Source organism: Streptomyces sp. Edi2 (assembly GCF_040253635.1).
Taxonomy (GTDB): Bacteria; Actinomycetota; Actinomycetes; order Streptomycetales; family Streptomycetaceae; genus Streptomyces.
On sequence record NZ_JBEJGX010000002.1, the window covers coordinates 184,373 to 207,595 of the forward strand.

General features: G+C 70.7%; 26 protein-coding genes. 20 read left to right on the forward strand and 6 right to left on the reverse strand.

All coding sequences use genetic code 11. From position 1 onward, the window contains the following. Window positions 1–2 precede the first annotated feature (2 nt). Window positions 3–557 carry a hypothetical protein gene (locus ABR737_RS02810; RefSeq protein WP_350248580.1) on the reverse strand — a complete coding sequence of 185 codons (555 nt, stop codon included), beginning with the start codon at window positions 555–557 and terminating at the stop codon, window positions 3–5. 45 nt (window positions 558–602) lie between these two features. Then, window positions 603–1,091, reverse strand: coding sequence for a hypothetical protein (locus tag ABR737_RS02815; protein ID WP_350248581.1), 489 nt, complete (start codon window positions 1,089–1,091; stop codon window positions 603–605). Window positions 1,092–2,101: 1,010 nt separating this feature from the next. Between ABR737_RS02815 and ABR737_RS02820 the strand changes: the two genes are divergently transcribed. The 3 genes from ABR737_RS02820 to ABR737_RS02830 all read left to right on the forward strand — a co-directional run bounded on the left by ABR737_RS02820 (window position 2,102) and on the right by ABR737_RS02830 (window position 4,820). Further along, the gene (locus ABR737_RS02820; RefSeq protein ID WP_350248582.1) at window positions 2,102–2,629 is read left to right on the forward strand and encodes a hypothetical protein; all 528 of its coding nucleotides are present in this window, start codon (window positions 2,102–2,104) and stop codon (window positions 2,627–2,629) included. Between the two features lie 8 nt (window positions 2,630–2,637). After that, on the forward strand, window positions 2,638–3,861 hold the full coding sequence (locus tag ABR737_RS02825; RefSeq protein WP_350248583.1) for an MAB_1171c family putative transporter: 1,224 nt from the start codon (window positions 2,638–2,640) through the stop codon (window positions 3,859–3,861). A 329-nt stretch (window positions 3,862–4,190) separates the two neighbouring features. Then, window positions 4,191–4,820, forward strand: a complete 630-nt coding sequence (locus tag ABR737_RS02830) for an HAD-IA family hydrolase (protein ID WP_350248584.1) — start codon at window positions 4,191–4,193, stop codon at window positions 4,818–4,820. 331 nt (window positions 4,821–5,151) lie between these two features. On the opposite strand, the gene ABR737_RS02835 is transcribed toward ABR737_RS02830, so the two are convergent. Further along, complete coding sequence (locus tag ABR737_RS02835) at window positions 5,152–6,051, reverse strand: helix-turn-helix domain-containing protein (RefSeq protein WP_350248585.1); 900 nt, start codon at window positions 6,049–6,051, stop codon at window positions 5,152–5,154. A 345-nt stretch (window positions 6,052–6,396) separates the two neighbouring features. On the opposite strand from ABR737_RS02835, the gene ABR737_RS02840 reads away from it, so the two are divergent. The 11 genes from ABR737_RS02840 to ABR737_RS02890 all read left to right on the forward strand — a co-directional run bounded on the left by ABR737_RS02840 (window position 6,397) and on the right by ABR737_RS02890 (window position 14,373). Then, window positions 6,397–7,584 carry a SpaA isopeptide-forming pilin-related protein gene (locus ABR737_RS02840; RefSeq protein ID WP_350248586.1) on the forward strand — a complete coding sequence of 396 codons (1,188 nt, stop codon included), beginning with the start codon at window positions 6,397–6,399 and terminating at the stop codon, window positions 7,582–7,584. A gap of 116 nt (window positions 7,585–7,700) precedes the next feature. After that, window positions 7,701–8,519: a sortase gene (locus tag ABR737_RS02845; protein WP_350248587.1), complete on the forward strand. Its 819-nt coding sequence runs from the start codon at window positions 7,701–7,703 to the stop codon at window positions 8,517–8,519. Further along, complete coding sequence (locus tag ABR737_RS02850; RefSeq protein ID WP_350248588.1) at window positions 8,520–8,924, forward strand: hypothetical protein; 405 nt, start codon at window positions 8,520–8,522, stop codon at window positions 8,922–8,924. 88 nt (window positions 8,925–9,012) lie between these two features. Next, window positions 9,013–10,404, forward strand: coding sequence for a helix-turn-helix domain-containing protein (locus ABR737_RS02855; RefSeq protein ID WP_350248589.1), 1,392 nt, complete (start codon window positions 9,013–9,015; stop codon window positions 10,402–10,404). Beyond that, window positions 10,401–11,264 (forward strand): DciA family protein, encoded by an 864-nt coding sequence (locus tag ABR737_RS02860; RefSeq protein ID WP_350248590.1) that lies wholly within the window; start codon window positions 10,401–10,403, stop codon window positions 11,262–11,264. Before ABR737_RS02855 ends, ABR737_RS02860 begins: the two co-directional genes overlap by 4 nt. 52 nt (window positions 11,265–11,316) lie before the next feature. Continuing rightward, window positions 11,317–11,499, forward strand: a complete 183-nt coding sequence (locus ABR737_RS02865) for a hypothetical protein (protein ID WP_350248591.1) — start codon at window positions 11,317–11,319, stop codon at window positions 11,497–11,499. Continuing rightward, window positions 11,496–11,906, forward strand: a complete 411-nt coding sequence (locus ABR737_RS02870) for a WhiB family transcriptional regulator (RefSeq protein WP_350248592.1) — start codon at window positions 11,496–11,498, stop codon at window positions 11,904–11,906. Before ABR737_RS02865 ends, ABR737_RS02870 begins: the two co-directional genes overlap by 4 nt. After that, complete coding sequence (locus tag ABR737_RS02875) at window positions 11,903–12,097, forward strand: hypothetical protein (RefSeq protein ID WP_350248593.1); 195 nt, start codon at window positions 11,903–11,905, stop codon at window positions 12,095–12,097. Before ABR737_RS02870 ends, ABR737_RS02875 begins: the two co-directional genes overlap by 4 nt. Window positions 12,098–12,212: 115 nt before the next feature. Beyond that, entirely contained in the window at window positions 12,213–12,755 is a 543-nt protein-coding gene (locus tag ABR737_RS02880; RefSeq protein WP_350248594.1) for a GNAT family N-acetyltransferase, read from the forward strand. A gap of 2 nt (window positions 12,756–12,757) precedes the next feature. Continuing rightward, window positions 12,758–13,684 carry an alpha/beta fold hydrolase gene (locus ABR737_RS02885; RefSeq protein ID WP_350248595.1) on the forward strand — a complete coding sequence of 309 codons (927 nt, stop codon included), beginning with the start codon at window positions 12,758–12,760 and terminating at the stop codon, window positions 13,682–13,684. Between the two features lie 65 nt (window positions 13,685–13,749). Continuing rightward, the gene (locus ABR737_RS02890; RefSeq protein ID WP_350248596.1) at window positions 13,750–14,373 is read left to right on the forward strand and encodes a hypothetical protein; all 624 of its coding nucleotides are present in this window, start codon (window positions 13,750–13,752) and stop codon (window positions 14,371–14,373) included. Window positions 14,374–14,395: 22 nt separating this feature from the next. Here ABR737_RS02890 and ABR737_RS02895 read toward each other — a convergent pair whose 3' ends face one another. Next, complete coding sequence (locus ABR737_RS02895) at window positions 14,396–16,060, reverse strand: hypothetical protein (RefSeq protein WP_350248597.1); 1,665 nt, start codon at window positions 16,058–16,060, stop codon at window positions 14,396–14,398. 341 nt (window positions 16,061–16,401) lie between these two features. Between ABR737_RS02895 and ABR737_RS02900 the strand changes: the two genes are divergently transcribed. Together ABR737_RS02900 and ABR737_RS02905 are read left to right on the forward strand one after the other, a co-directional pair. Further along, window positions 16,402–16,800 (forward strand): hypothetical protein, encoded by a 399-nt coding sequence (locus ABR737_RS02900; protein ID WP_350248598.1) that lies wholly within the window; start codon window positions 16,402–16,404, stop codon window positions 16,798–16,800. A 51-nt stretch (window positions 16,801–16,851) separates the two neighbouring features. Next, entirely contained in the window at window positions 16,852–17,652 is an 801-nt protein-coding gene (locus ABR737_RS02905; protein WP_350248599.1) for a GNAT family N-acetyltransferase, read from the forward strand. Between the two features lie 57 nt (window positions 17,653–17,709). Here ABR737_RS02905 and ABR737_RS02910 read toward each other — a convergent pair whose 3' ends face one another. Next, the gene (locus ABR737_RS02910) at window positions 17,710–18,573 is read right to left on the reverse strand and encodes an ATP-dependent DNA ligase (RefSeq protein WP_350248600.1); all 864 of its coding nucleotides are present in this window, start codon (window positions 18,571–18,573) and stop codon (window positions 17,710–17,712) included. A 106-nt stretch (window positions 18,574–18,679) separates the two neighbouring features. Next, window positions 18,680–19,351: a 3'-5' exonuclease gene (locus tag ABR737_RS02915; RefSeq protein WP_350248601.1), complete on the reverse strand. Its 672-nt coding sequence runs from the start codon at window positions 19,349–19,351 to the stop codon at window positions 18,680–18,682. Window positions 19,352–19,539: 188 nt separating this feature from the next. On the opposite strand from ABR737_RS02915, the gene ABR737_RS02920 reads away from it, so the two are divergent. The 4 genes from ABR737_RS02920 (at window position 19,540) to ABR737_RS02935 (ending at window position 23,079) form a co-directional block, all read left to right on the forward strand. Continuing rightward, window positions 19,540–19,914, forward strand: coding sequence for a DUF6573 family protein (locus ABR737_RS02920; RefSeq protein WP_350248602.1), 375 nt, complete (start codon window positions 19,540–19,542; stop codon window positions 19,912–19,914). A 158-nt stretch (window positions 19,915–20,072) separates the two neighbouring features. Next, window positions 20,073–20,561: a hypothetical protein gene (locus ABR737_RS02925; RefSeq protein ID WP_350248603.1), complete on the forward strand. Its 489-nt coding sequence runs from the start codon at window positions 20,073–20,075 to the stop codon at window positions 20,559–20,561. 181 nt (window positions 20,562–20,742) lie between these two features. After that, window positions 20,743–21,405, forward strand: a complete 663-nt coding sequence (locus ABR737_RS02930; RefSeq protein ID WP_350248604.1) for a lysophospholipid acyltransferase family protein — start codon at window positions 20,743–20,745, stop codon at window positions 21,403–21,405. Between the two features lie 318 nt (window positions 21,406–21,723). Continuing rightward, on the forward strand, window positions 21,724–23,079 hold the full coding sequence (locus ABR737_RS02935) for a DUF6292 family protein (protein WP_350248605.1): 1,356 nt from the start codon (window positions 21,724–21,726) through the stop codon (window positions 23,077–23,079). Window positions 23,080–23,223 lie beyond the last annotated feature (144 nt).

Consider the following 23,223-nt stretch of genomic DNA (forward strand, 5'->3'; position numbering starts at 1 on the left):
GGTCAGCGCAGCAGCGTACGGGCTATGGGGTCGTCATCGGCAGAGCCGCGGGCGGCTGCGGCACGCGAGCGGCGGACATGTTCCTGCAGGAGGGAGCCGATCAGCTCCGCTTCGAACTCGTCCGGCTCCACGTACTCAGTCCGGCCGAGAACCAGTCGGACGGTGGCCAGGTCGATGTCGGTGAACACACCACCGAAGCCGGAGATGTCCAAAGACTTGCTCTTCTTGCCGTGCTTGAGCATGTGAGCGATCTCGTGACCGGCGACGATCTCGGTGTACGCAGGGCTGACGCCCTCGTCGTAGAACAAATAGTCCGTCGTGTCGGTGACGATCCACATGCCACATGGCGCGGAGGGGTCCAGCGACTCCAGGTCCGAAAGGTCCGGCGTGAACGGGACCAGCTGGACCTCCCGCCCGATCTTCTGCTCCACGAACGGCAACAGGCCGAGGACGCTGTCGACGGCGGGAAGATCCAGTTCCTCAACGAACGCGCGACAGCGCTGCTCGACTTCCCCAACGTGGTCGACGGGCCGGCGCGCACGACGGCTGTGCCACATGCGTGTTCCTCTCAAGAGCCGCTGAGAGCCGAGCGTATCCGCTGGTCAGGGAAGATCATGTTCCGGGTCGGAGGGCAGCCCGTCCCGCTCCCGCACGGCCTCGATCTTCTTCAGCACCTCGTCGAGGCTCTGCGGGGACAGGCCGATGGACCGCAGTGCGATCTCTTTCACATTGGCCTGGCTCAATCTGCGCAGCAGCTCGAACTGTTTGGTGACCCTGAGCGTGACTTCGTCCTCGACGAAGAATCCCGCCTCCACGCCGAAGAACCGGGCGAACAGCGGCACCAGCTTGATGGTCGGGTTCCGCTGCCCTTTGCGGAGCAGTGAGATGTACGCGCCGGTGATGTTCTCCTCGCCGTACGAGGAGATCTCCCGGGCAGCATGGGCGTTGCTGTACTCGTCCGCACCCGGCGGCCTGACCCGGTCGAACAGGTAGTTCAGTCGGTCGGCGAAGGACGCCCCGGGGCCGGGTGCGGGAACCGAAGCCGTTGGCGGCGGCGTCTCCCTGTCCGCTCTCTCGCCTGCATGGGGCACTGTGCGCTGCTCTCTCTCGATGTGGTTCAACTATAGTTGACGCTGCGATGTCCGGAAGTTAGGTTCCCCTTGCACGCACCGTGGGTGCGGCTGGACCACTGGGGGCCCGAAGATGACCAACGGGGGGTAGATCTGTGACGTGCACGTCGCGGGACGAGCAGGATCAGCTGCTTCGAGTCCCGGCGGTGAGCCATCCGCTCCACCGTTCCGGTTCTTTTGGTCGACTCATGCCGCGATCGTGACTCACTGTAAGCACTTGGATGGTCCGAGCCCGGCACAAGAGACGGCCGGAACTGAGGTTCCGTCGCGCGTCACATTTACGCTGCGCAATATGTCGATTTTGGGACAGACGCGCCTGAGAATAGCGGAGATCGACATCTTGCGACAATCCGGGATCGCCGGACATTGCCGGGGCGGCAGTGCGCACTGATGCCTCTTTCGCGGATGGATGGAATGCGTTGCTGGGACAGGCTAGAGCATCGGATGCACCACCTGTGAGCTGCGGCAACGGTCTTTGTGACTTCCTATCAGGGACGAATGACGCCCTCTTAGGCAATGGCGGCGATTCCTGAACCCGGGATGCCGGAATCGGCGGTCCAACCGGACTTGCCGCTAGTAACCGGAATTCTTGCTTGCATTTGGGCGAATCGGCGGGACATAGTGGGCTCCGCCCCACGCGCTACGCAGTTGAGCCATTGCGCAGGGTTGTTGATCTTTCGTCACTTAGAGCGACGGATCCAGAGGGGTATCGCCCGGCCGGATGACGCATGCGGCGTCAACTGGTTCGACATGCAAATAGAACGCGTGTTTGGGTACGGGTTGGCAGGCGCCCCCGGAAGTGAAACGGGGCAGGGGCGAGGAGGACGAACGTGATGAAGAGGTGGGTTCCACGGCAGTCGACCGCCCGGAGCTGGAGCTCCGGATTGCGCAGAGTGCCGGGTGACAGACACCCCCTGCACTTCACAAATGGACTGCTGCGCTGGCGTAGGGACCCGTCGCAGCGCGCTCTCGTGAAGGAATGCGAGAGGCTGCTCGCCGATCTGCCTGTCCCCACCCCGTTCAGCGTCGAGGCGCTGGTGCGGAACATGGAGCACGTGCTGAAGCGCCAGATTCGGCTGGTGCCCTTCGACGATCCTGACGGAGGGCTGGGCACCGCGTGCGGCCTTCGGGTCAAGGCGCCGGAGTTCACGATCGTGCTCTACCGGCGCCGATCCAGCCGCAACCAGACAAATCACATCATCCTTCACGAACTCGCACACGAGTGGCTGGACCACGGGACGACCCTGACCCCTGAAGAGATCGAGCGGTACGTCCCTGAACACATCCGGGAGGAAGTCCTTCGCCGCTTCCCCTCGGCCCTGGTCCAAGGGCGCGTCAACTTCGACAGTCCCGAGGAGAAGCAGGCCGAGCTGTCGGCATCCCTGATCAAGCGGCTGGCCCGCAGGCACCAGTTCGCCGGGGACGACATGACCAGCCTCCTGGAGTCCTCGCTGTCCCACCCCGTTGCGCCGCCGCGCCGCGGCTCTCACCAGGAATGACGGACGGCATGCTCGACTCTTTCAGATACCTGACTGCGGCCGTGATGACCATCATCGCCGTCTGGCGTTTTCCGGCGGTCCGGTACGGAGACGCGCACCGCCGCGCCCTCTGGGGTGGCTACGCAGGATTCGCCGTAGCCCTGTGGCTGTACACGCCGGCCGTGATGCTGGCCGTGGACCGCATTCCCGTGGTCGACCTGAGCGCCCTGATGAGGCACTTCGCCAGCACCGCGGCAATCATCGCGTCCCTGACGTACGTCGCGACCAGCTACGGCAAGAGCTCCGAGGCGGTGGTGCCCCGGCATGTCGCAGTCTCGCGCTGGATCGCGCGCGCTTCCTACCCAGCGGGCGCCGTCGGCGTGACTCTCCTCACCATCCTGTTCTTCACCGTGGTGGACCGCCCCAGGCAGAGCGATGACTTCCTCAGCGACCATGCCGGGGAATGGGGCGCCGCGGTATACATGACCGTTTTCTATTTCTTCCCGCTGGTCACTACTGCCGTCTGCGGATTTCAGTGGTCACGCGCATCGCGGCAAGCGGAGACGACGAGCATGCGCATCGGTCTCCGTTTGATGGGAATCTCGATGTGGATGGGACTCGTCCACACCATCGCCCGAATCTTCATTGTGTGGGCGGCCGTGCTGTTCCCGCTGAGCCAGTCCTTGATGGAGAAGCTCGTCGACCTCACGGCAATGTGGATGAATTTGCTGTTCCTGATCGTGGCGGCAGGAGCGAGTATCCCCACAACCAGCGCGGCCGCTGCTCGCTGGAAAACCATGAAAACCCTCTACCTGCTGCACCCGCTCTGGTTCGACCTGGTGAAGACCTTCCCCGGAACGAGCCTCTACCCGCCGGGGTCACGCCTGGGGGAGCTGATCCACCTGCGTGTCCCCAGCGACGTACGCCTGGACCGATGGACCCAGGACATCGCCGATGCCTGCGAAAAGCTCCGGTACTACGCTCCGGAAGCACTGCTGTGGGCTGCGGAGGACGCGACCGAGTCGCACGAGGACCCCGAGCCGGCCGCCGAGGCGTACTGGATCGCGGCCGCGATCCGGGCCGTCTCCTCCTCAAAGGCCGGCCAGTACGCAACAGGGCAGCTGCAGGAGAAACCTTTCGTCGACACGAATAGCGAAGCAGCCTGGCTCAAACGGGTGAGCAAAATATACGCCCACATAGCCCCGGCCGATGCTCAAAGAATTCTCCAGCAGTCCGCAGAACTGAAGACATGAGCGGTCCGCGGTAAGCCATAAATCCACATCACACTGCGGTTTCCAATTCGGCAGCCGCATCCAGACACCACACACACGGAGACGGGAGGAATACATAATGCGAAAGCGCCCGAGATACCCAGTCGAGCCATCAAGCGCGGACGGGGCTACCCGCGTCCTCAAAATGACGGCTGGTACCTTGGGCCAGACTGTGGGTGGCGTCGATCCCGCCCCGTAGGTACCGCCGACCCTGGCATGCGAAGCGCAGGCGCTGTCGCCGCCACGCGTAAGCCGGGCCGGACGCTGTCCAGTACGGACGGCGCCCAAATTCTCAGTAATGGAGTTCCTGCATGTCTCACCGCACCGGCCTCGTCCTCGACTTCGGAGGCGTGCTCACCACCCCGCTGCTGCCTGTGGTGCTCGCCTTCGAGCAGCGCGAAGGGCTCCCCAAGGGTGCCTGCATCAACGCCCTCTACCAGGACGGCGAGGGCGTCCGGATCACCAGCGATCTCGAGCGCGGAGCGGTCAGCCAGACCGAGTGGAACGAGTTCGCGGGCAAGAAGCTGGGTGTCTCTCCCGACAACCTGATGGGCAGGATCTTCGGTGGCCTGCGTCCTGAGCCGCTGCTGATCAACGCGGCCGCCGCGGCGAGGCGCGCCGGGATCAAGGTGGGCATCCTGTCCAACTCCGTGGGGCTCGCCCCCTGGGATCTGTACGACGGATACGAGTTGGAGAAGCTCTACGACGCCGTGGTGATCTCCGAGCACTACCAGATGCGCAAGCCCGACCCGGAGCTCTTCGAGATCGCGCTCAAGCTCATGGACATGCCCGCCGACCAGTGCGTCTTCGTCGACGACACCGAGGCGTACGTCCAGGCGGCGGAGCAGCTCGGCTTCGCAGGGGTGCACAACAAGGACCCCCAGCAGACGGTTACCGATCTCTCGAACCTGCTCGGCGTGGACCTCGCCGCAGCCGCGTAGCCGTACGGTGCGCCAGGGCCTCAGTGCCTGGCCGCCCGCCCAGCTCCCCGGCCCTATGTCTCCCCGCGAGGAGGCATAGGGCCGGGGGTCTGTGTTTCGGGGCCGCATCCGAGGGGCCGACGACCGGATCGGACGTCTGGTGCAGGCCGGCGCCCGGATGAACAGCTCGCCCTTCTGGTCCGCCCTCTGCCCACCGCCCTGCTGAAGGGCGCCAATATGTGTTCCTGGAGCGGCGGGTCCTGCCTTCACAGCGCGTGGCGCGACGACTCCGCCGATGTCCTGTGGCCCTGCCCGCTGCGCACGACCTCCTGCTTGGCGCCGACGGCCAGCTTCAGGACCCGTCTTCCACGTTCGGCAACTTGCCCTTCAGCTCGCCGACGATCTCGTTGATCTTGGTCATCGTTTCGGCTGACAGGCCCGTGTGGTTGCCGCGGGCGGCAAGGCCGAGGATCTGACCTTCCTGGATCGACCGGAAGAAGCGGACGGCTGCGAGGAACTCGCGGACCGTGGGGCTCAACTCCTCGTCGTCCCGGAAGAGGGCGGCATCGACCTGGAGAGCGTGAGCCAGGCCGGCACGCACCGAATCCGAGACGTCCGTCGTGGCACCCTCGCGGAGCGCGGCGATGTCTTCGGCTGTGGTGCTTCCCATGCGGCCTTGCGCGCGTACGTGCTCGTTGACGGCCTGCGCGATCTGTTCGTCGGACGGAGCCGTCTGGCCCTCGTACCCGTACTGCAGGAGGTAGTTGATCTTCTCCGCGACTGTGCGGGGCAGGGACGGCTGCTCGTTCGATGGTGCAGACGGTCGTGCAGTGCGAAGGCCGAACGAGACGTCCTGTGCGGCCAGCAGTTCTTCCCTGGTCACCCCGTACGCGTCCGCGAGCGGGCCCACGTAAGCGTCCTGGAGCCGGCGTCTGCCGGATTCCGCGTTGCTGATGGGGACGCGGCTGGTCCCAAGGACCGCTGCGGCCTGGGCCACGCTGAGGCTGGCGTCGCAGCGCAGGAGCTGCAGGTCCGCAGGGCCGTCATGAGGGAAGAGCTCATCGAGAGGCTGACCGAGCGCCTTGGCGATACCCGGGTACTTCTCACCCTTGGGAATCTCGTCGCCGCTCTCCCACCGGGCGACGGTCGGGCCGCTGACACCCACGCCCTCGTTCGCACCCAGCTGCTTCTGGCTGAGCTCTTTACGCCGTCTGACAGCGCGCACCTTGCTGCCATCGAACTGACGGGGCACATGAACTCCTGGCGGGGTGGTGGTCTAGACGACTTCGGCGACGATCACTGCACCATAACGGCAGCCGGCTGACAGCAACCGGCTTGATCGATACACGAATCTACCGTACGTTTCTGTATCGCACCTGGTGAGTGGGGCATCGCGTCACAGGTTGATCTTATGCCCTGTTTATTCACCACTGAACTACCCGTCCTGCGAGGGACGGGTCCACCGGACCCGGTCACGAAGTGGCCTAGGAACCGTTAATGGCCGGGTCCGGTTGGTAGTCCCCGAACGGAGATCTGGATGAGTGTCGCATCAACACGCCCCCGCTCGCATGCCCGCTTCCGAATTCAGCGTCATGTCGTGTATGGCACGGCGGTTGCGCTGGGCACGGGCATTCTGCTCGCGCCACACGCGGTCGCGGCGGACAAGTGGGGACCTGGGTACCTGATTCCGGATAGTGCCGGTAAGCCGGACACCTCCCACATCGGCGGCTACACCGTCGCCGGCGTCGACGGCCTCGCCTACTGCGCGGATCCCGAGCTCGCTGGCCCCGACGCGGCCGGCGGATACGGGCCCGCCAAGCCCGTCACCGCCTGGACCTCCAAGGCCACCGGCAAGAGCGCCTCCGCCGAGGACCTCGCCCGCGCCGCCTACGTGCTCGGCAAGTACGGGCAGACCAAGAACGACGAGCAGGCCGCCGCGGTCGACGCCGTCGTCTACACCTACCTCGAGGCCGGCACGACGTACGCGCTGCCCGACGGCAAGCGCGCCCTGGAGCGCCTCGGCTACTCCAACGTCTCGCAGTCGGCGAAGAAGTGGGCCACCGGTTACCTCAACGAGGCCGCGATGTTCGCCGGCCCGTACAAGGTCAACGTCAAGCCGATCGACGGCCCGCTCAAGCCCGGGGTGAAGACGTCCGTCACCCTCGACGTCACCTCCGCCTCCGGTCACAAGGTGCCCGGCATCAAGCTCGACCTCGACGTCTCCGGCGCGGCCGCGGGAGCGGCGAGCATCACGACCAACGCCGACGGCACCGCCACCGCGACCATCACCCCGGCCAAGGACGGCACCGTCGATTTCAAGGCCCAGGCCAAGACGCTGCCCGCCACCCAGCTGCGCGCACTGACGCCGAACAACGCCAAGGCGCAGCGGCTGCTGCTCGCCGGCGGCGCCTCCAGCGCCGAGGCCGAGGTGCACCTGAAGACCGACAGCCCCAAGGGCGCCCTGGTCGTCACCAAGACCGCGGCCGACACCAAGAAGGCCCTCGCGGGCGTCGAGTTCGCCGTCAAGGACAGCACGGGCAAGACCGTTGCCACCGGCAAGACCGACGCCAAGGGGACCTGGCAGGCCAAGGACCTCGCACCCGGCACCTACACCGTGCACGAGGTCAAGGCCGTCGAGGGCTACCAGCTCGCCGCCGACCAGAAGGCCACCGTCACCGACGGCAAGACGGCCGATGTCGCGGTTACGGACACCAAGATCCCCGAGCAGCCGAAGCCGAAGCCGCGCCCGGTCACCATCCCGGTCCTGCCGCAGACCGGCGCCTGACCGCCGCTGCGCCCCGCGTCCACCGCGGATCCGGCGGCGGTGGGGTGGTGACCAGCCCCCAGCTGAGCACCACCCCGCCGCCCGGCCCGCGCCGCTCTCACTCGCAGGAAACACTCATGCCCCGCACGAACAGCACCTCCGAGTCCGACGACGCCATCAACTCCCGCGAGTCCGGCCCCGCCCGTTTCGGCCGGCGCCGTCTCGTGCTCGCCGCGGCTGCGGCGGCCGCGGGTCTGGGCGTCGCCGCTCTGCTGTGGACGCAGACCGGCCACGACTCCGGCGACCCCACCCCGGCCGCCGCGAAGTCCAACGCCGTGCAGACGCCGGACCCGCTGACCTCCTCCGCCGCACCCGACAACGGGAAGGCGAAGGTCGCCGACAGCACCGGCGCCTCCCGCGACGCCGCGAGCCGCACCCTGTCCGACTGGAGCGCCGCCAACCCGGCCGCCCAGGGCTCGCACGCGGTGGGCGGCACGAACGGAACGGGCCCCGGCGGCCGCATCGCCGAAGTCCTGCGCATCCCCGCCCTCGGCAAGGACTGGGCCCAGCCCGTCTACGACGGGGTCGGCGAGACGCAGCTGCGCGCGGGCGTCGGCCACTTCCCGGACACCGAACAGCCGGGCCAGATCGGGAACTTCGCGTTGGCCGGCCACCGTTCCGGCGTCGCCGACCCCGCCTTCCGCGACATCGACCGCATCACCACCGGCGCCGAGATCCAGGTGACCACCGCGCACCGCATCACCTACGTCTACACCGTCACCCGCGTACACACCGTCGCTCCGACCGACGTGGACGTCATCGCGCAGGTGCCCGGCCACCCGAACTCCACTCCCACCAAGGCGAAGTTGACCCTCGTGACCTGCTGGCCGGCCACCGGCCACACGAAGCGGGTTGTCGTCGAGGCGGACCTCGTCTCGGCCAAGGGCGGTGCCTAAGTGGACGAGGACGCCGACCTGCAGGAAGAAGTGGCAGCAACGGCGGAGGCGACCGAGAAGGTCACCGTGCTGCCGGCGCGGCCCTGGCCGGTCTACAACGTCGACCGCGCCCGCGCCGAGCTCATCGCCATCGAGATGCTCACCCGCGGCGCCTCGTACCGCAAGGTCCGCCACGCCACCGGCCTCTCTCCCCGAAACGTCAAGCGACTGCAGAACCTGGTCGCTGAGGAGGCCGCGAACCCGGCCGCCCCGCGCATCGTGTGCCGCACCCCGGCCCGGATCCGGGTCCGCAACTCCGCTGCCCCCGGCACACCCGCCCCCGCGAAGCCCGCAGCACCTGCCCGGCCCACTGAACCGGACGAGACGGCCGAACCCGTCCAGATGACGTTCTCGCTCGACTGCTGAACCCGGCGCGCCGCCGCGCGCCCCACCTGTCCTTCAGGCCCGAACTGCCGCGGGCCTACTTCGCGCACCCGAAATCCCAGGAACCCCTGTGCCCACGATCGTTGCACCACCCCGGCCGGCGCCCACGGCGCCCGCCGCGGAGCACGACGTCGCCGGCCACCGCGTGCCCTTGGCCGGTCAGTGGATGTCCACGACCGGCGGCCGCATCGCGCCGAGCGGCGAGGCATGGCTCGAAGCCGTGTACTGGTTCTACAAGTACAGCCCGTACGCCTCCGCCGGCTCCCACGGACCGAAGAAGTTCGGCATCACCACCTGGCGCATGGCCAAGGCGATCGCCCACCTCACCGAGTGCCGCCCCAGCGTCGGCAACCTGGTCCAGTGGCTGAAGCTCTCCGAGCGCACCGTCAAGTACCACCTCGCCATGCTGCGGGAGAGCGGCCTGCTCACCTACCGCGCCAGGGGCACCCGCGTAGCCGGCTGCGGCGGACGGGCCAGCGAGTTCGAGCGCACCATCCCCCAGGCTTTCGACGACGCCGCAGGGCTGCGCACCGGCCCCTCGGACACCCTCATCCGTTCCGTGCGGGGCTTCTCCCAGGACAAGATCCCGCTGCTCCAGGAGCTCCACGCCGCCGCCCGCCCGCCCCGCCGCAAGAAGCGGACAAAGGGTGCTAACCGCCGCGCCCTCAAAGCGTCTTCGGGAACCCCGTCTTGCACCCCAATGGTGGGTAGTACTTCTAGTTCTTCTACTGCGGGTGATCTCAACTCTCCCTCTGAGAGCAAGCTCGCCAGCGGGCAGCACAAGTCCCCCGCCCCCAAGAAGCCCACCCGCCGGAAGCTGAACCAGACCGGCCGCCGCTACCAGCTCGCCGCCGAGCTCATCCAGCAGGTCGGCTGGCTCCACCGCGCTGCCGTCCCGAGGATCGCCTGGATCGTGCGGCACGTCGCCGACGCCGGATGGAGCACGGCGGAGGTCATCGCCGTCGTCGGGCTCGCAGCCCCCGCCCGCCGCGTCCACCGCCCCTCCGGATTCCTCGCCAGCCGCCTCAAGGGCGCGCACCTGCTGTACGACACCCCCGCCAAGCGCACCGCGATCGTCGACCACTGGCGCGACTCACGCCCCGCCGAACACGACCGGCACGCCGAGTGGTGGCAGGACGACTGCCGCAGGCCCGCCAGCCGCGCCGTGGCCCGCGAGGTCGACGCGGCCTTCGCCCAACTGCAGCAGCCCGCCGCCCCGGCGGTTGACGAGCGTGAACTCGCCGTCGGCGACGACGGCCTGGTCGCCCTCGAACAGCTCACCCGCGACGAGGTCATCGAACTGCGCGCCGCCGCGCTCAAGGACCCCGCCCTCGTCCGCGCCACCCTGACCAGCTGCGGCGAGACCTACACCCGCCGCCTGTACAGCTCGGCCCTGGTCGACCAGGTCCAGCGCCTTGCCCGCCTCGGCCGCACAGTCGTGCACGGCTGGAGGCCCGCATGAGCACCGACGAGCCCACCGGCGTGGACCTGGCGCGCGTCGCCCTGGCCGCCGCGAAGCAGGCCGCCAAGGAGCGCGGCGCCACCACGTCGGCGAAGCGGGCCCCCAAGCGGCGCCCGGTCGCCCGCCGCAACGGCCGCGACCCCCTGGGCCTCGGCGGCGCCCTGGCTCAGCTCGTCACCGAGCGCGGCTGGGAGACCCCCGCGGCCGGCGGGTCCGTGATGGACCAGTGGCCCACGATCGTCACTCCGGAGATCGCCGACAACCTGCGGCCGGCGGCCTTCGACCAGAGCACCGGCCGGCTCGACCTCGTCCCCGCCACCAGTGCCTGGGCCACCCAGGCCCGCCTGATCAGCGCGCAGCTCATCCGCCAGGCCAACACCGCGGTCGGCACCGAAGCCGTACGGCAGATCCGCGTCCTCCCGGTCGGCGCCCGCACCCCCATGGCGGCCCCCGCCCCGGCCCCCGAACCGGCCGCCCCCACGCCGCGCGGAGAGATCCGCACCCGCGAGAACGCCTCGCCCGGATTCCACCGCGCGCGTGCCGCGCTCGCGCCCGCCCCCGCCGGAACGCCCCGGAGCCCGGTCCGCACCCGAGAAGACGGAAGCGACGGCTACCAGCGGGCCCGTGCCCTGCTGAAGAGCCCGCCCGCAGTGCCCGCCGCCGACCAGGCGCCGCTCCGGACTCGGCAGGACGGGTGCGACGGCTATCGGCAGGCGCTCGCCCAAGTCGGGGCCCCCGCACCGGCCCTGCGTCCCAACGAGGCGCCGGTCACCACCCGGGAGAACGCCTCCTCCGGATACCAGCTCACCCGCCGCGCGCTCCTGGACGGCAGGAGCCGCCCCCGCGCCGGACCCACCTGACCACTCCGCCCTTCTATCGGCCCGACGCGTACGAACGAGAGCAGCCCCGCCCATGACGTCCACCCACGCCGAGCACCCGGAACACCCCCGGCCCGCACCCCCGGCCGGCTGGAGCCGGCCCGCCCGCAAGACCGCTTCGACCATCACCGACCCCGAACTCGACGCGCTCTACGCCCAGCGCGATGTACTGCTGCGCCTGTTGGCCGCCTCCCTCGCCGCCGGAGCAGACGCATGAGCAGCCCGGTCCTCGCCCGCCCGGAGGCGGCCACACCCTGCGCCGACGCCGACCCGGAGATCTTCCACGACGACGCCCAGGCCGCTGCGGCCCGAAAGCTGTGCGCCGGCTGCCCGCTCGCCGCCCACTGCCGCACGCAGGCCCGCGACAACCGGGAGTGGGGCACCTGGGGCGGCGAGACCAGCGCCGAGCGCGCCGCTGCCGGCCACCCGCCCGCCGGCTGGCGCGGCCGCGGACACAAGATCGCGCTCAAGCCCTGCGGCACCCCCGCCGCCTACCGCCGTCACCTGCGGGCCGGCCAGAAGCCCTGCCGGCCCTGCAAGTCCGCCGAATACCTCCGCCGCGCCGAGCGCCGAGCCCGCCCGAGCCACCCGCGACCTTCGACCAGGACGAGGAGCCAGACATGACCGGACCGAGCAGCGCCCCGCGGGGCGAACGCCCCGGCGCCCCCGGCATCCGATGGGAGACCGTCCTGACCTCCACGGAAGTCGTCGTGCCCGATGACACCTGGGACGAGCCGCCCCCGAAGCCGAGCCGGGCGACCCGCCGCGCCATAGCGCGCAAACAGCGCGGAAAGCCCAACTCCGGCCAGAGGTAGGTAACCCGCCAGTAGCGGCCGACGGGCTCTGTCCACAGGCCCCGCACCGCACCCTTTCCCTGCTTCGGCCCGCCTCCGTCCCGGCGCGCCCCCGACGAGACGAAGGAGCAGCGGATTGTCCACGCCGAGCACCATCACGCCGGCCCCCAGCGAACCCACCACGAAGCCCGAGCCACCGTTCACCACCCGCCGCGCCCACCTGGGCGACCTCGACCTGGTGAACGCCCTCCATCACGCCTGCTCCCTCGACAGCCGGTTCGCCCGATACGCCACGCCACGCCGCGAGTTGAAGGCATCGGAGTTCGCGCGGCTCGTCCACCCCGCCGCGGGCGACAGCTGGCTCACCACCCTGCACGAAAGCCCCGAGGCCCCCGAGACAGCGGCCGCCGTCACACACCTGCTCAGGACCCGCACCGCCGGCGTCTACGAACTCGCCGTCCTGGTCGGCGATCCCTGGCAAGGCCAGGGCCTGGGGACCTGGCTCACCGACCAGGCGCTCGCCGCGGCCGCCGCCAACCCCGACTGCCGCACCGTCACCGCGATGTTCGGCGCCTCCAACCGTCGCGCCCTGCGCATCCTGCACCGCCGCAACGTCACCATCCCCACCGCCAGTGCCGGCGTCATCGACATCACCCTTCCGCTGCCCGAACGGAGTTGACCGTGGCAAAGCTGCCCACCCCCACCGCCGAGCTCCAGCGACCGGACGGAGCCCGCCTCGCCCTCTACGTCGACGGGCCCAGTGATCCCGACCTCGTGCTCGTCCTGGTCCACGGATGGCAGGCGGCGGCCTCCGTCTTCAACGAGCACGTGCGCCACCTTCCGCGCCCACGCACCCGCATCGTCCGCTACGACCAGCGCGGGCACGGCAACTCCACCGGCGGCCGAGCCCTGCCGTCCATCCCGCTCCTCGCCGACGACCTCAAGGCCGTCATCGCCGCCACCGCCCCCGGCACGCTGCCCGTCCTGCTGGCCGGGCACTCCATGGGCGGCATGGCCGTCCTCGCGCTCGCCGCCCAGCACCCGCACCTCGTCGGCGACAAAGTCACCGCCGCCCTGCTCGCCGCGACCACCTCCGGCGGCCTCGACCTTGCCACCGCCCCCAACCCTCCGCTGAAACGCGTGATCGGGATGACCCGCCATGCCATGGCCGCCCTCTGCATCCACGCCCCGGTGCCGGCCCACCGCATCCGCGAACTCGTGCGGCCCCGCCCCTACCCCCAACCCCCGATCGACCACGCCGCTCGCTGGTTCAAGGCCCTCATGAGACACGACGTCGCCGAGCAGCTCGAAGCCCTCGCCCGGATTCCGGTGCACATCCTCGTCGGCGAGAACGACCAGACCATCCCGCCCATCCACGCCCTGCGGCTCGCGGCGCAGATCCCCACCTCCCACCTCCACGTGGTCCCCGGCGGCAGCCACCGGCTACCCACCCAGCACCCCGAGGCCTTCCTCACGGTCCTGGAACGGGCCTGCGCCGACGCCCTCCCACCCGCCCGCCGATGGCACCGCCGCCTCGCCCGCCGCGACCGCGCGGCGATGCTCCTCGCGCCGGGAAGAGGCGGTACGGCAGACTCACGAGCCAGCTGAACACCACCATGAGCGTGGCCGCCCGGTCGGCGGCCACGCAATCAACGAACGACAGGACCAGCACGTTGAACCACCCCGCGGACGCGGCCGGACGCCCGGAGCGCAGCCAGCTACCTGCGTTCCTGCGCCGGCTCGACCCGCCCCGCACCTGGGACGGACGGCCCGACTACCGGCCGCCCGCCGCGATCCTTGCGGCCAGCGCCGCGCTCGTCCTCGTCTTCGCCGGCTTCTACCTGGCCCTGTACTCCAAGCTGTGGCACCGCCACCAGCACCTCGCCCTGACCGTGGTCTTCGCCGGTGCCACCCTGCTCTCGCTCGCGCTCTACGCGATCGCCCACAAGCTGCTCGCCCGGTTCGGCCTGTACCTGTGGCAGAGCATCCTCGCCAGCATCGTCCTGCTGGCCGTCATGGGCTCGGCGCCCGACTGGGCACGATCGCTGTTCCCTCGGGCGTACGACCGCTACGAGCGCGAGCTCGGCGGCCCAGGACACTGCCTACACACCACGCCGTACAACCTCGACCGCACGCAGACCACCTTCGCCGACGATCACCCCGGCCGGATGGTCATCGACCCCATCGCCGAGGGCCTGCCCGTGCTGCGCCTGGACCACGCCGTCGACGGCGGCCTCCAGCACCTTGCCCCCGCCGACACGACCGCCCGCAAGATCCTGGACCAGTACGGCTGCTGACGTTCGCCGCGCGAGAGCCGGATCACCAGTAGCGGAACTGGTGAGGAGAGGGAGGCGTGTACTCCTCCCACAGCGGGCCATCGTGCGAGCGCCGGTCGCGGTCACCGGTCAGGCCCACGATCCGGTGCACGGGAACGCTCAACTGGTGCTCGGTGTCGCGCCCGGTGAAGGTGAGCACGCGCCGACGCGAGTCCCAGCCGCCGACGGCCCCGTACAAGACGTGCACCGCAGTGTCGCCGCGGGCGCCGGTCTCGACGATGAGCCGCATGACGCCGCGCGGCGGATACGGCTCGGTCAGCTCCCGCAGCTGTTGGCTGGCCGGACCGGCGGCGGTGTCGTCCGGAACCCAGATCCACTGCCCCAGCTCGAACGACTCCTTCCACCGCCACCGGGAGTCCTCCTCCCGCTGCGGCGCCCAGTGCACCGGCGGCTCGGAGCTGCGCCGCCCGCGCAGCAGCGCACGGGCCTCACGCACCCGCTCGGACGGCCGAGGGCGCCGGCCGTCCTCCGCGACGTCCTCGGTCAGCAAGGGAAAGGCGGTCCGCAGCAGCGCACGGGCCGCGCCCAGCACCGCAGGAGTCGGCCCGTCCGGCGTGAGGCCGCCCTCGGCGAGCGGCTCACCGGTGATCAGACGCCCCCGCTGACCCGTGGCGTGCTCGAGCGCACGCTCGGCGGCGAACGCGGGCACCGCCACGACCACCGCGTCCGCGGGCAGGTTCTCGCCGTAGGGGTTGTAGCGCTGCCCCGCCCCCCACGGCACGCGCGGCCCGATCTGCTCGTACTGGGCCAGAAAGGCAAGGTCACGATCGTGCGACCCGGTCAGCGGCCAACCGCACACCAGCAGCAACTGCTGCTTGTCCGATCCCTGCGACGCCCCGGCGAGCTCGGCCTCCAGACGGGCGCACCAGCGCTGCACAAAGGAGTGCCACTGGTGGTGGAACTCGGCCTCGGCCCAGGCGGCCGGCGAGGGGTGCCCCGCCGCGCAGGTCAGCGCCGGCAGCGGCAGCGCGGTCACATCCCGCACCCGGGCCTTGCCCCACTCCCGGGCCACCACGGCCGAGGCGTAGTCGAGCGCGCCGCCCGCATCCTGGCCCTGCTCGCGCGCCATCGTCCAGGCCGCGCGAACCATCGTCCACAGTTCCAGCGACGGCCGCCCGTACCCATATCCGTAACCGGTTCCGAGCACTGCGCCCAGGGCCCGGGACTCCTCGTGCACCGTCCGGTCGGCCGCGACCGCGTCGCAGGCCGCGGTCACCGAGGTGGTGGCCGCCGCCGGCGGAGCGGCCGCACGGTACGCGGCCAACGCCTCGTCCGACCGCTCGACCACGGCCGTCCACGCCCGCAGCGCCCGCCACCCCTGGGCGCCGAGCTCGGCATGATCGAGCACCGGCTTGAGGAGGGCACGGACCGCGGCATCGTCGTGCCGGGCCGCCCGCTCCAGCGCCTTGGCGTAAGACGGCCAGGTGTGCGGTCCGCTCGCGCCGGCCAGCGAGCTGGCACGGGCATCGGCCCGCAGGATCTCCTCCAGCGCCCGCCACAACTCCTCGGTCCCGTCCGGCAGTTCCACGGCGTTGACGCAGCCGGAGCACAGCTCGGCCAGCGCCTCCAGGACCACGACCTGCTCGGGAGCTCGTCCCGACAGCCTGGCCGCATGCTGGCAGTGCCCCCACGTCTTACCCTCCGGCACCGGCACATGCCACTTCCCCGTCCCGGTACGCACGAGCTGCGTCTTCGCCTCGACGACCGCCGGCAGGTCAATGTCCAGGCGCCGCAACTCAACTCGGTCCAGTGACGACAGACGGCTCCGGCCGTGCCTCATACTTCAACCCGCCTTGCTCTGTGCCGTCCGTTGCGCCACCACGCTATCGGCGTCCGGGGCCACTGAGAGCGAGGTATCGGCGGACCGGCCAGCCGCGCAGGGCGCTACCTTGCCACCTCGCCGTACGCCGCAGCGCCGGCTGCGGCCGCCCTCGCAGCGAATTCGGTCAACTTCCCACGTCATGAGGCGGACCCGGAGACGATGGCCTTATGAACGAGGTGACCGCCCGCTGCTCGCACGCCCATTCCCGAGCAGTCGAGGAACTGGCGGAGGCCACGGCGAAGTGGGGCTGTGCCGTGCCCGACGACCCAGGAATCACCGAGCTCGCCGACCAACTCGCATATGTGGCCGGTCACCTTCCGGAAGACCTCGTCAGCCGGGCCGAGGCCGCCACCGATCTGGAGACGGCCGTGGAGCACCTGCGGGCCGCGGCGCGCCTGGGCGGTCTGCTGCCCGTCGTCACCCTGCACCACCTCCGCCTCGCTCTTCAGCGTGAACGCAGCGCACGGCACGACCAGGCCCGGTCCGCGACCGCCGATGAGCGGAAAGCCGGCCGCGTACCTGGAGGACCAGGGAGCTCGACACCACCGCCGAGCGGCCGGAGCTGAGGCCGCTTCCGGCCGCGCACGGGCGGCGTCCCCGTCTGCGAAGCTGAGCGAATGAAGCCCGTCGGCATCGCCCTGGACAGCGTCTGGCCCGCTGAGCTGCGCACTGAACGGCTGCTCCTTCGACCGGTCACTCCGGAGGACGCCGACGTCGTACGCGAGCTGCTGACCGACGAGAGGGTGCGCACCTACCTGGGCGGCCCCGCCTCGCCCGAGCGCGTCGCCGCCCGACAGGCCGCATACCCGCAGACGCCCGGCGCCTGGGCCATCGTCCGAGTCGCCGACGGCCAGGCGGTCGGACTGGCAGGCATCGGCGCCGACCCGCGGTGCGAAGACCGGGCCGAGGTCTCCTACCAACTGCTCCCCTCCGCCTGGGGCGGCGGGCTGGGACGCGAGGCGGTCGGCGCCATCGTCGGCTGGTGGACAGCAGCGGTGCCCGACGGCGGCCCGGTCGTCGCCGTCACGCAGGCGTCCAATGCCCGCTCGCGCCGCCTGCTGGAGTCGCTCGGCATGGTCCTCGTCGACGAGCTCGACGAGTACGGAGCCCGGCAGTGCGTCTACACCCCCGGCGGCGACCAGGAAGACTCCGACCTGCGCTGGCTACGCCTGACCGCCTCGCACCTGGACGAGGTCGAGCGCCGGCGCGGCGCGCAGGCCCGCGCCACCGCCGCAGGGCAGCACCTCCCGGAGGACCTTTCGGTCCTCACCGCCGAGGAAGTGGCTCGGCTCTGTCCCGCCCGCCATGGGACCTACGGCCGGATCTGCGCCCACGCGGCCGGCCACGCGCCGACCCTCCACCTGGGCCGGGCGCCCGACGGTGCCTGGATCGCCTGGCTGGAAAACTCGGCAGCGTGATCCCCCGCGGGGGCCGGATCCCAGCGGGGGCGCACCACGAGGTGCGAGGGCGAGACGTCACCGCAGCCGGGTCACCGTCACCACCCCATGCCGCGTGGTCCCGGCCAGGACCTCGGCGACGAGCCCCGTCTCCACTGCCTCGAACGCCACCCCGGACTCGGTGCGCGCGGGGCGCCCGGGACCCACGTCGGCCATCCGCGCCACGACCTCGTGCCCGACCGGCGCGCTCACGGTCTGGGACAGGACAGTCCGCCCGTTCGGCAGCCGCACCGCCAAGGCCCGGGGCCGCGACCGCGGACCGGTGAAACCGACGACAGCGACGTCGAGGGTGTCGGCATGGCGTACCTTCCGCCAGATCCTCGCTGCCCGGTACGTCGAGGTGGCGTGCTTGGCGACCAGGCCCTCCACGCCCTGGGCGCGAAGCGCCTCGTACCAGACCAGAGCGGTGTCGCGATCGTCAGTGGCCGGCACGGCCTGCAGCGGGGGGCCCACGCCCTCCAGAACATCGAGCAGGAGCGCCCGCCGCTCGACGTACGGGCGGGACCGGATATCCCCGAGCTCGGCGTGCGCCAGGATGTCCCACGCGGCGAACGACGCCGGCCACCGCGCCGCCAGCTGGGCGGCGCGGGCGGGGGACGAGGCAGCGCGAGCCTGCGCCGCGCTGAAGTCGACCTGCCCCGCTATGTAGACGACCGCCTCGCCGTCCAGGACCGTGCCGGCCGGCAGCCGGCGAGCGGCGCGCGCCAGATCTGTCCAGGCGCCGGTCACGTCCCGCCCGGAACGGGACTGCAGCCGCACCCGGCCCGCCTCGCACCACAAGATCGTTCTGTGACCATCCAGTTTCGGCTCAAACCACCAACCCCGGCCAGCCGGCAGCTCCGGCACGGCCTGGGCGAGGGCCACCGCCACAGGGAACTCCACGCCACCAGGCTGCGTCGCCGGTCGCCGCACCGCGCGCCGACAAGAGCCCACTGCCGCCACCCGCCCTGGCGCAGCGGGTACAGAGACGGCGGCGAGGAAGCTGCGGTTACGCGTTCCGGACGTCGAAGAGGCCGTCCTGCGCTGAGGCGTCGATGCAGGTCTCCGGCTTGGGCCGGAGCCCGGCAGAGGCATCGAGGTCGAGCAGTGTGGACCAGTGACCGGCGAGAGCGCCGTCGCAGAGCAGCCGTCGGAACACGTCGGCGGTGACCTCTACATCGGGCATCGCCCGGTGACGGCCGGCTGGTTGCGAGATGCCGTAGTAGCGCAGCAGCGCGTCCAGCCCGTACGACGACATGCCGCGGAGGACCTGCTTGGCCATCTTGAGGGTGTCCAGGAACGGGGTGGAACTCAGCACGGGGCAGTGCTGGCGCTGGCGGGCGATCAGTCCGGCCTCGGTCGAAGCATGCTGGGCCACGAGCCGGTATGGCGGTGCGGTCAGTTTCTGGTCGAGCCCGGCGAGCACCACGGCCGGTACGGGGGCCCGCCGCAGGGCGGCTTCGCTCATCCCGTGTGCCAGGTCCCGGGAAGTGATCGGCACATCCGAAGGCGGCTGGATCAAGGACTCGAAGCGGCCGTCCTCGACAAGATGTCCGTCTCGGACGACCAGAGCGAGGGCTGCGACCTCGGTTGGTTCCGCGGGCCGGCCCGTCGGGGTGAGCGCTTCGAAGTCGATCACCACGAAGGTCGTGCCGCACAGGTTGTCCATCAGCGCTGTCATCGAGCGGCATCCTGCCCCATCGCGACCGTCTGCGGTGGGCCGTTCGTGCCGCTGGCCCTGCCGTGCCGCCCAGCCATCAGGGGATCGGACGCACCGATCACCCGTCCGAGGGACAGCGATCACAGACCCGAAGGCGGCAAGCTCAAGGAGACGCAGAAATGCCGGAGCCGAGACCAGGGACGTGGGACATGGATGACCAGTACGGACCGGTGGTCGCTTCCTACACACGGGCAGAGTTCATCGAGGACGGCGCCCTCATCGAAATCCCGCCCAAGCTGGCCTCCGACGCCGGCTTCGAGGTTCCGCTGCTCATCACCGCCGGCGCCCAAGGAGAATTCGTGGCCGGCACCGACGGCGGTGAGGACGAGCGGCTGCGCACGGTGCTGTCGGCGGTGGCGAGGGCCGTGGCGAGGGCGCCCGCGAACGAGGTGTGCTTCGTGGTGCCTGCCGAGGACATGCCCACCACGCAGGCATCCACCGGCGTCGACCGGCTCCTCGCCATCACCGAGCCCGGTGATACGGGCGAGCCCGTCATGACCTTGATGCTTCCCCACGAAATGTGACCTCCGGCCGGGCGGCGGCCGCGGACCGCTGGCTGGCGCGGACGAGCGGATAGACCGGCCCTGTCCCTTCACGCTCGCCGCACCATGCAAGGTCGAGTAAGGGGCCGGGAAGAGCTGCAGGGCCCCCGCCTGTCAGCGGCCGTCGATAGGGTCCCCGCATGGGAATCCACTTCACGACTGCTGTCGTGCCAGCGGAGCGGTCCGCCACGGACACCGACAACGCGGTCCTGGTCTTCGCGGCCGACACCCAGGACGACATCACGAACCTGCCCTTGCCGGTGGCGCTGCACGTCCAAGGCAACGAGCTGAGTTGCTTCGGTCCGCACGGACAGATCCTCGGCGCACCGCTGCGGGTCTCGGACGCCTGGATCGCGGCGGCGGCGCCAACAGGGGACTACGGCGCCCAGGCCCGGGTGTGCGTGGTGCTGGAGCCTCTGCCCGAGGAGCGCGGCACCGCCCACGTGCCGGTGGACGAGGGCGTCACCGAAGCCGGCCTCGCCTCATGGGTGGGGGATGTCATCGCAGGCCGATACAAGATGGCACTCCGGGCCGTGCGCGTCTCGATCGGCAACCCGCTCCTGATCGACGCCGCCCTCCACGCGCCGACGCGGCTTCCCGAGTGGGCAGAGTTCACCCACGTTCCCTAGCCCTACGCCCGCGGGAATCAGGAGCACCACCTGGGTGCGGGAGAACGCGCCACCGCCTTGCTCCACGGGGGTGCGCACAACGGGGCAGGCATCCAGCCCGAAGATGAGTACGCCGACTCAGGACTGGGCCGGGCCCACCGCCGACGATGAAGATCAACATCGTCGAGCCGGGAGACCGCTCATGCTCAGCCGCATCGCAGACCTTCTGGTGCCCGCCGTCGGCCGCCTGTCGGTGACCACCGACACGGACGCCCACCTGGCGCCGGGCAGCATCCTCGCTGCGAACCACACCTCCCTCGCCGATCCCGCCATCGTCGTTGCGGCCCTGCGGCGTCTCGGTGTCGAGCCGGTCATCATGGCGGCCGCCGGCCTGTGGCACGTCCCGCTGCTCGGCCGCGCGCTTGCACGCGAGGGCCACATCCCCGTCGTCCGCCGCGACCGGCGCGCCGCGAACGCGCTGGACCTGGCCGTCGACGCCCTGGACCGGGGACGGCTGGTCCTTATCTACGCCGAGGGCGGGCTGCCGCGCCGCAGGGACGCGGCCGAAGCGGCGCCCGGGTCCTTCCGCAGCGGCCTGGCCCGGCTTGTCGAGAGCACCGGGGCTCCCGTTGTTCCCGTGGGTCAGGCCGGCGCCCGCCGGGTCACCTCGGGCGGCGCCGTAAAGCAGCTCGCAGGTCTTGCCACCGCCCCCCTGCGCCGACCCGACCTGCACGTCCATGTAGGTGCGCCACTGGTGCTGACCGGCGACCGCGCCGTACGGACGGCGCGAGCCAGGACCGCGGTGACCACGGCGTGGCGGACGGCGGCAGCCCACCTGGGCGAGCCCGCCGCGCTCGTCGCGTAGCGGCACCGCGCCTCCGCAGCTCCACGGCCTTCCTGGCCACGAGTGGAGGGGATCGAAGTCCCACCGCCGGACATCGGCGTTTCGGTCGAGCACCCAGGGATGAATACGGCGCATTGGACCGCGCAGCGGGTGCGAGGCTCCTACGATGGCCTCCTGGCCAGACACGTACCGCCACGGCCGTCCGCCGCTCGTCCACATCCGCGCGGCTTCGCTGACGGCAAGGGTTTCCGGACCCCGTGCTGCGTCATGGTGGTGTCCTTCGAACTCCCAGCCGCAGCACGATGTGGGCGCCCGCGCGCTGCGGCCGAGGAACCAGCCATGCCAAAGAACCGGACCACCGCACAGCAGCGGGCCCGACAGATCCAGCACGCTCCTGGCACCCGCCTCCCGTACGGGAAGGCCCTGGAAGCCGCACGCAGCCGTCAACTTCACCCCGACCAGGCACGCAAGACGCTGCGGGAGCTCGCCGAAGCAGACGACATCGCCGTGTCCTGGCGCGACCGCCTTCGAGGACACCTGGCCGCCGCGGACCACGCCGACTGGCCCACCATGGAAGACGCGGTAGCGCTGTGCGAGGACCTCTACCGGCTGGCAGGCGCCCCCGCCCCGGCCGAGGTCCTGCCGGACATCCCTCCGGCGCTCCGGTACTTCCCGCTCGACCAGCTGCGTGACGCGCTGAAGAAGGGAAGCGCACCCGACTACCTGTGCGCCGGCATCCCCGCGCTCACCGGTCCGCTCCGCCATCTGCTCCGGCGTCCGTACGGCTCACGCCCCCAGCAGGACGACGTCACTTACCGGGTGCGGAAGGCGGCGATGTCACCGTCGCGCCGGCAGGTGACCGTCCACACCGTCGACGGCCTGCACATCGAGGACATCCCCTTCCCCCGCCCCTGGGGCACACCGGCCACCACCGGGTACTTCACCTGCGAGAGTGCCCCGGGCCGCGAGGACCTGGCCCGCGCAGTCCTCGCGCACGCACTCGGCGGTGCCGCGCCGACCAGCCGCGCCTCCTGCGGAGCCTGCCACGGCAATGGCTGGCTGACCGCCCTGGACCCGGAGCACGAGGCGCACGTTCCCGCCTACCGGCCGGACGGCGGCCACGTGTGCATCTGCGGCGGATGCCGGGGCACGGGCCTGCGCCCGCTTCCCGCGGACCTGTTCGCCGCGACTTTCCTTCGCCGGCTCCAGGCCCGCACCGGCCCGGAAGTGTCCCGCCGCGAGATCCTGGAGTGGACCGCCGCGCACGCACCTGCGCAGCCGGCTGTCCAGACCTGGTGCGCCGAGGGCCCCCAGGACGCCTACGTGCAACAAGTCGTCGCTGCCGTGGCCGACGCCGGCTTCACCGTCATCAGGACCAGTGCCCCCGACGGCTACGAACTCGACTTCGACGAACAAGGAGTCCTCGGAGCGCACTTCGCCGTCGGCGGTGAGGCCGCTCTGCGTACGTTCGCGACGGACTCCGTGCTGCTGTTCTGGTTCAGCGACCGAGGCTGGTCGGTCACCGGGTTCGGGGAGGTCCGCCGGCTACTGCCCGCTGATCTGGTCCCCGAGCCGCGTGCCGTCGCGCAGGCACTGATGGCGACCGAGAGCGCAGCGCCCTTGTCCAGCCGGTCGCCGCTCCATCTCGACCCCTACACGGCTGTGCTGGCCTACCTGACGCCGACGCGCCCGTAAGAGGATCCCACCCCACTCCACCCTCCAGCTCACGGCCCGCCGAGGGCCGGCCGGGCCTGCCCGCCTCCGGGCAGGCCCGGCATTCCTGCCTGCGCGCAGTACCCCGGCGAGGAGGATCGGCGGGCCACGTCCTCGGCGGACGGT

Bases quoted from the DNA above. Each gene is read 5' to 3' on its own strand.
- ABR737_RS02930 (WP_350248604.1), top strand. From the start codon at position 20,743: ATGCTCAGCCGCATCGCAGACCTTCTGGTGCCCGCCGTCGGCCGCCTG.
- ABR737_RS02845 (WP_350248587.1), top strand. From the start codon at position 7,701: ATGCCCCGCACGAACAGCACCTCCGAGTCCGACGACGCCATCAACTCC.
- ABR737_RS02825 (WP_350248583.1), top strand. From the start codon at position 2,638: ATGCTCGACTCTTTCAGATACCTGACTGCGGCCGTGATGACCATCATC.
- ABR737_RS02875 (WP_350248593.1), top strand. From the start codon at position 11,903: ATGACCGGACCGAGCAGCGCCCCGCGGGGCGAACGCCCCGGCGCCCCC.
- ABR737_RS02900 (WP_350248598.1), top strand. From the start codon at position 16,402: ATGAACGAGGTGACCGCCCGCTGCTCGCACGCCCATTCCCGAGCAGTC.
- ABR737_RS02830 (WP_350248584.1), top strand. From the start codon at position 4,191: ATGTCTCACCGCACCGGCCTCGTCCTCGACTTCGGAGGCGTGCTCACC.
- ABR737_RS02810 (WP_350248580.1), bottom strand. From the start codon at position 557: ATGTGGCACAGCCGTCGTGCGCGCCGGCCCGTCGACCACGTTGGGGAA.
- ABR737_RS02905 (WP_350248599.1), top strand. From the start codon at position 16,852: ATGAAGCCCGTCGGCATCGCCCTGGACAGCGTCTGGCCCGCTGAGCTG.
- ABR737_RS02920 (WP_350248602.1), top strand. From the start codon at position 19,540: ATGGATGACCAGTACGGACCGGTGGTCGCTTCCTACACACGGGCAGAG.
- ABR737_RS02870 (WP_350248592.1), top strand. From the start codon at position 11,496: ATGAGCAGCCCGGTCCTCGCCCGCCCGGAGGCGGCCACACCCTGCGCC.
- ABR737_RS02935 (WP_350248605.1), top strand. From the start codon at position 21,724: ATGCCAAAGAACCGGACCACCGCACAGCAGCGGGCCCGACAGATCCAG.
- ABR737_RS02860 (WP_350248590.1), top strand. From the start codon at position 10,401: ATGAGCACCGACGAGCCCACCGGCGTGGACCTGGCGCGCGTCGCCCTG.
- ABR737_RS02915 (WP_350248601.1), bottom strand. From the start codon at position 19,351: ATGACAGCGCTGATGGACAACCTGTGCGGCACGACCTTCGTGGTGATC.
- ABR737_RS02925 (WP_350248603.1), top strand. From the start codon at position 20,073: ATGGGAATCCACTTCACGACTGCTGTCGTGCCAGCGGAGCGGTCCGCC.
- ABR737_RS02865 (WP_350248591.1), top strand. From the start codon at position 11,317: ATGACGTCCACCCACGCCGAGCACCCGGAACACCCCCGGCCCGCACCC.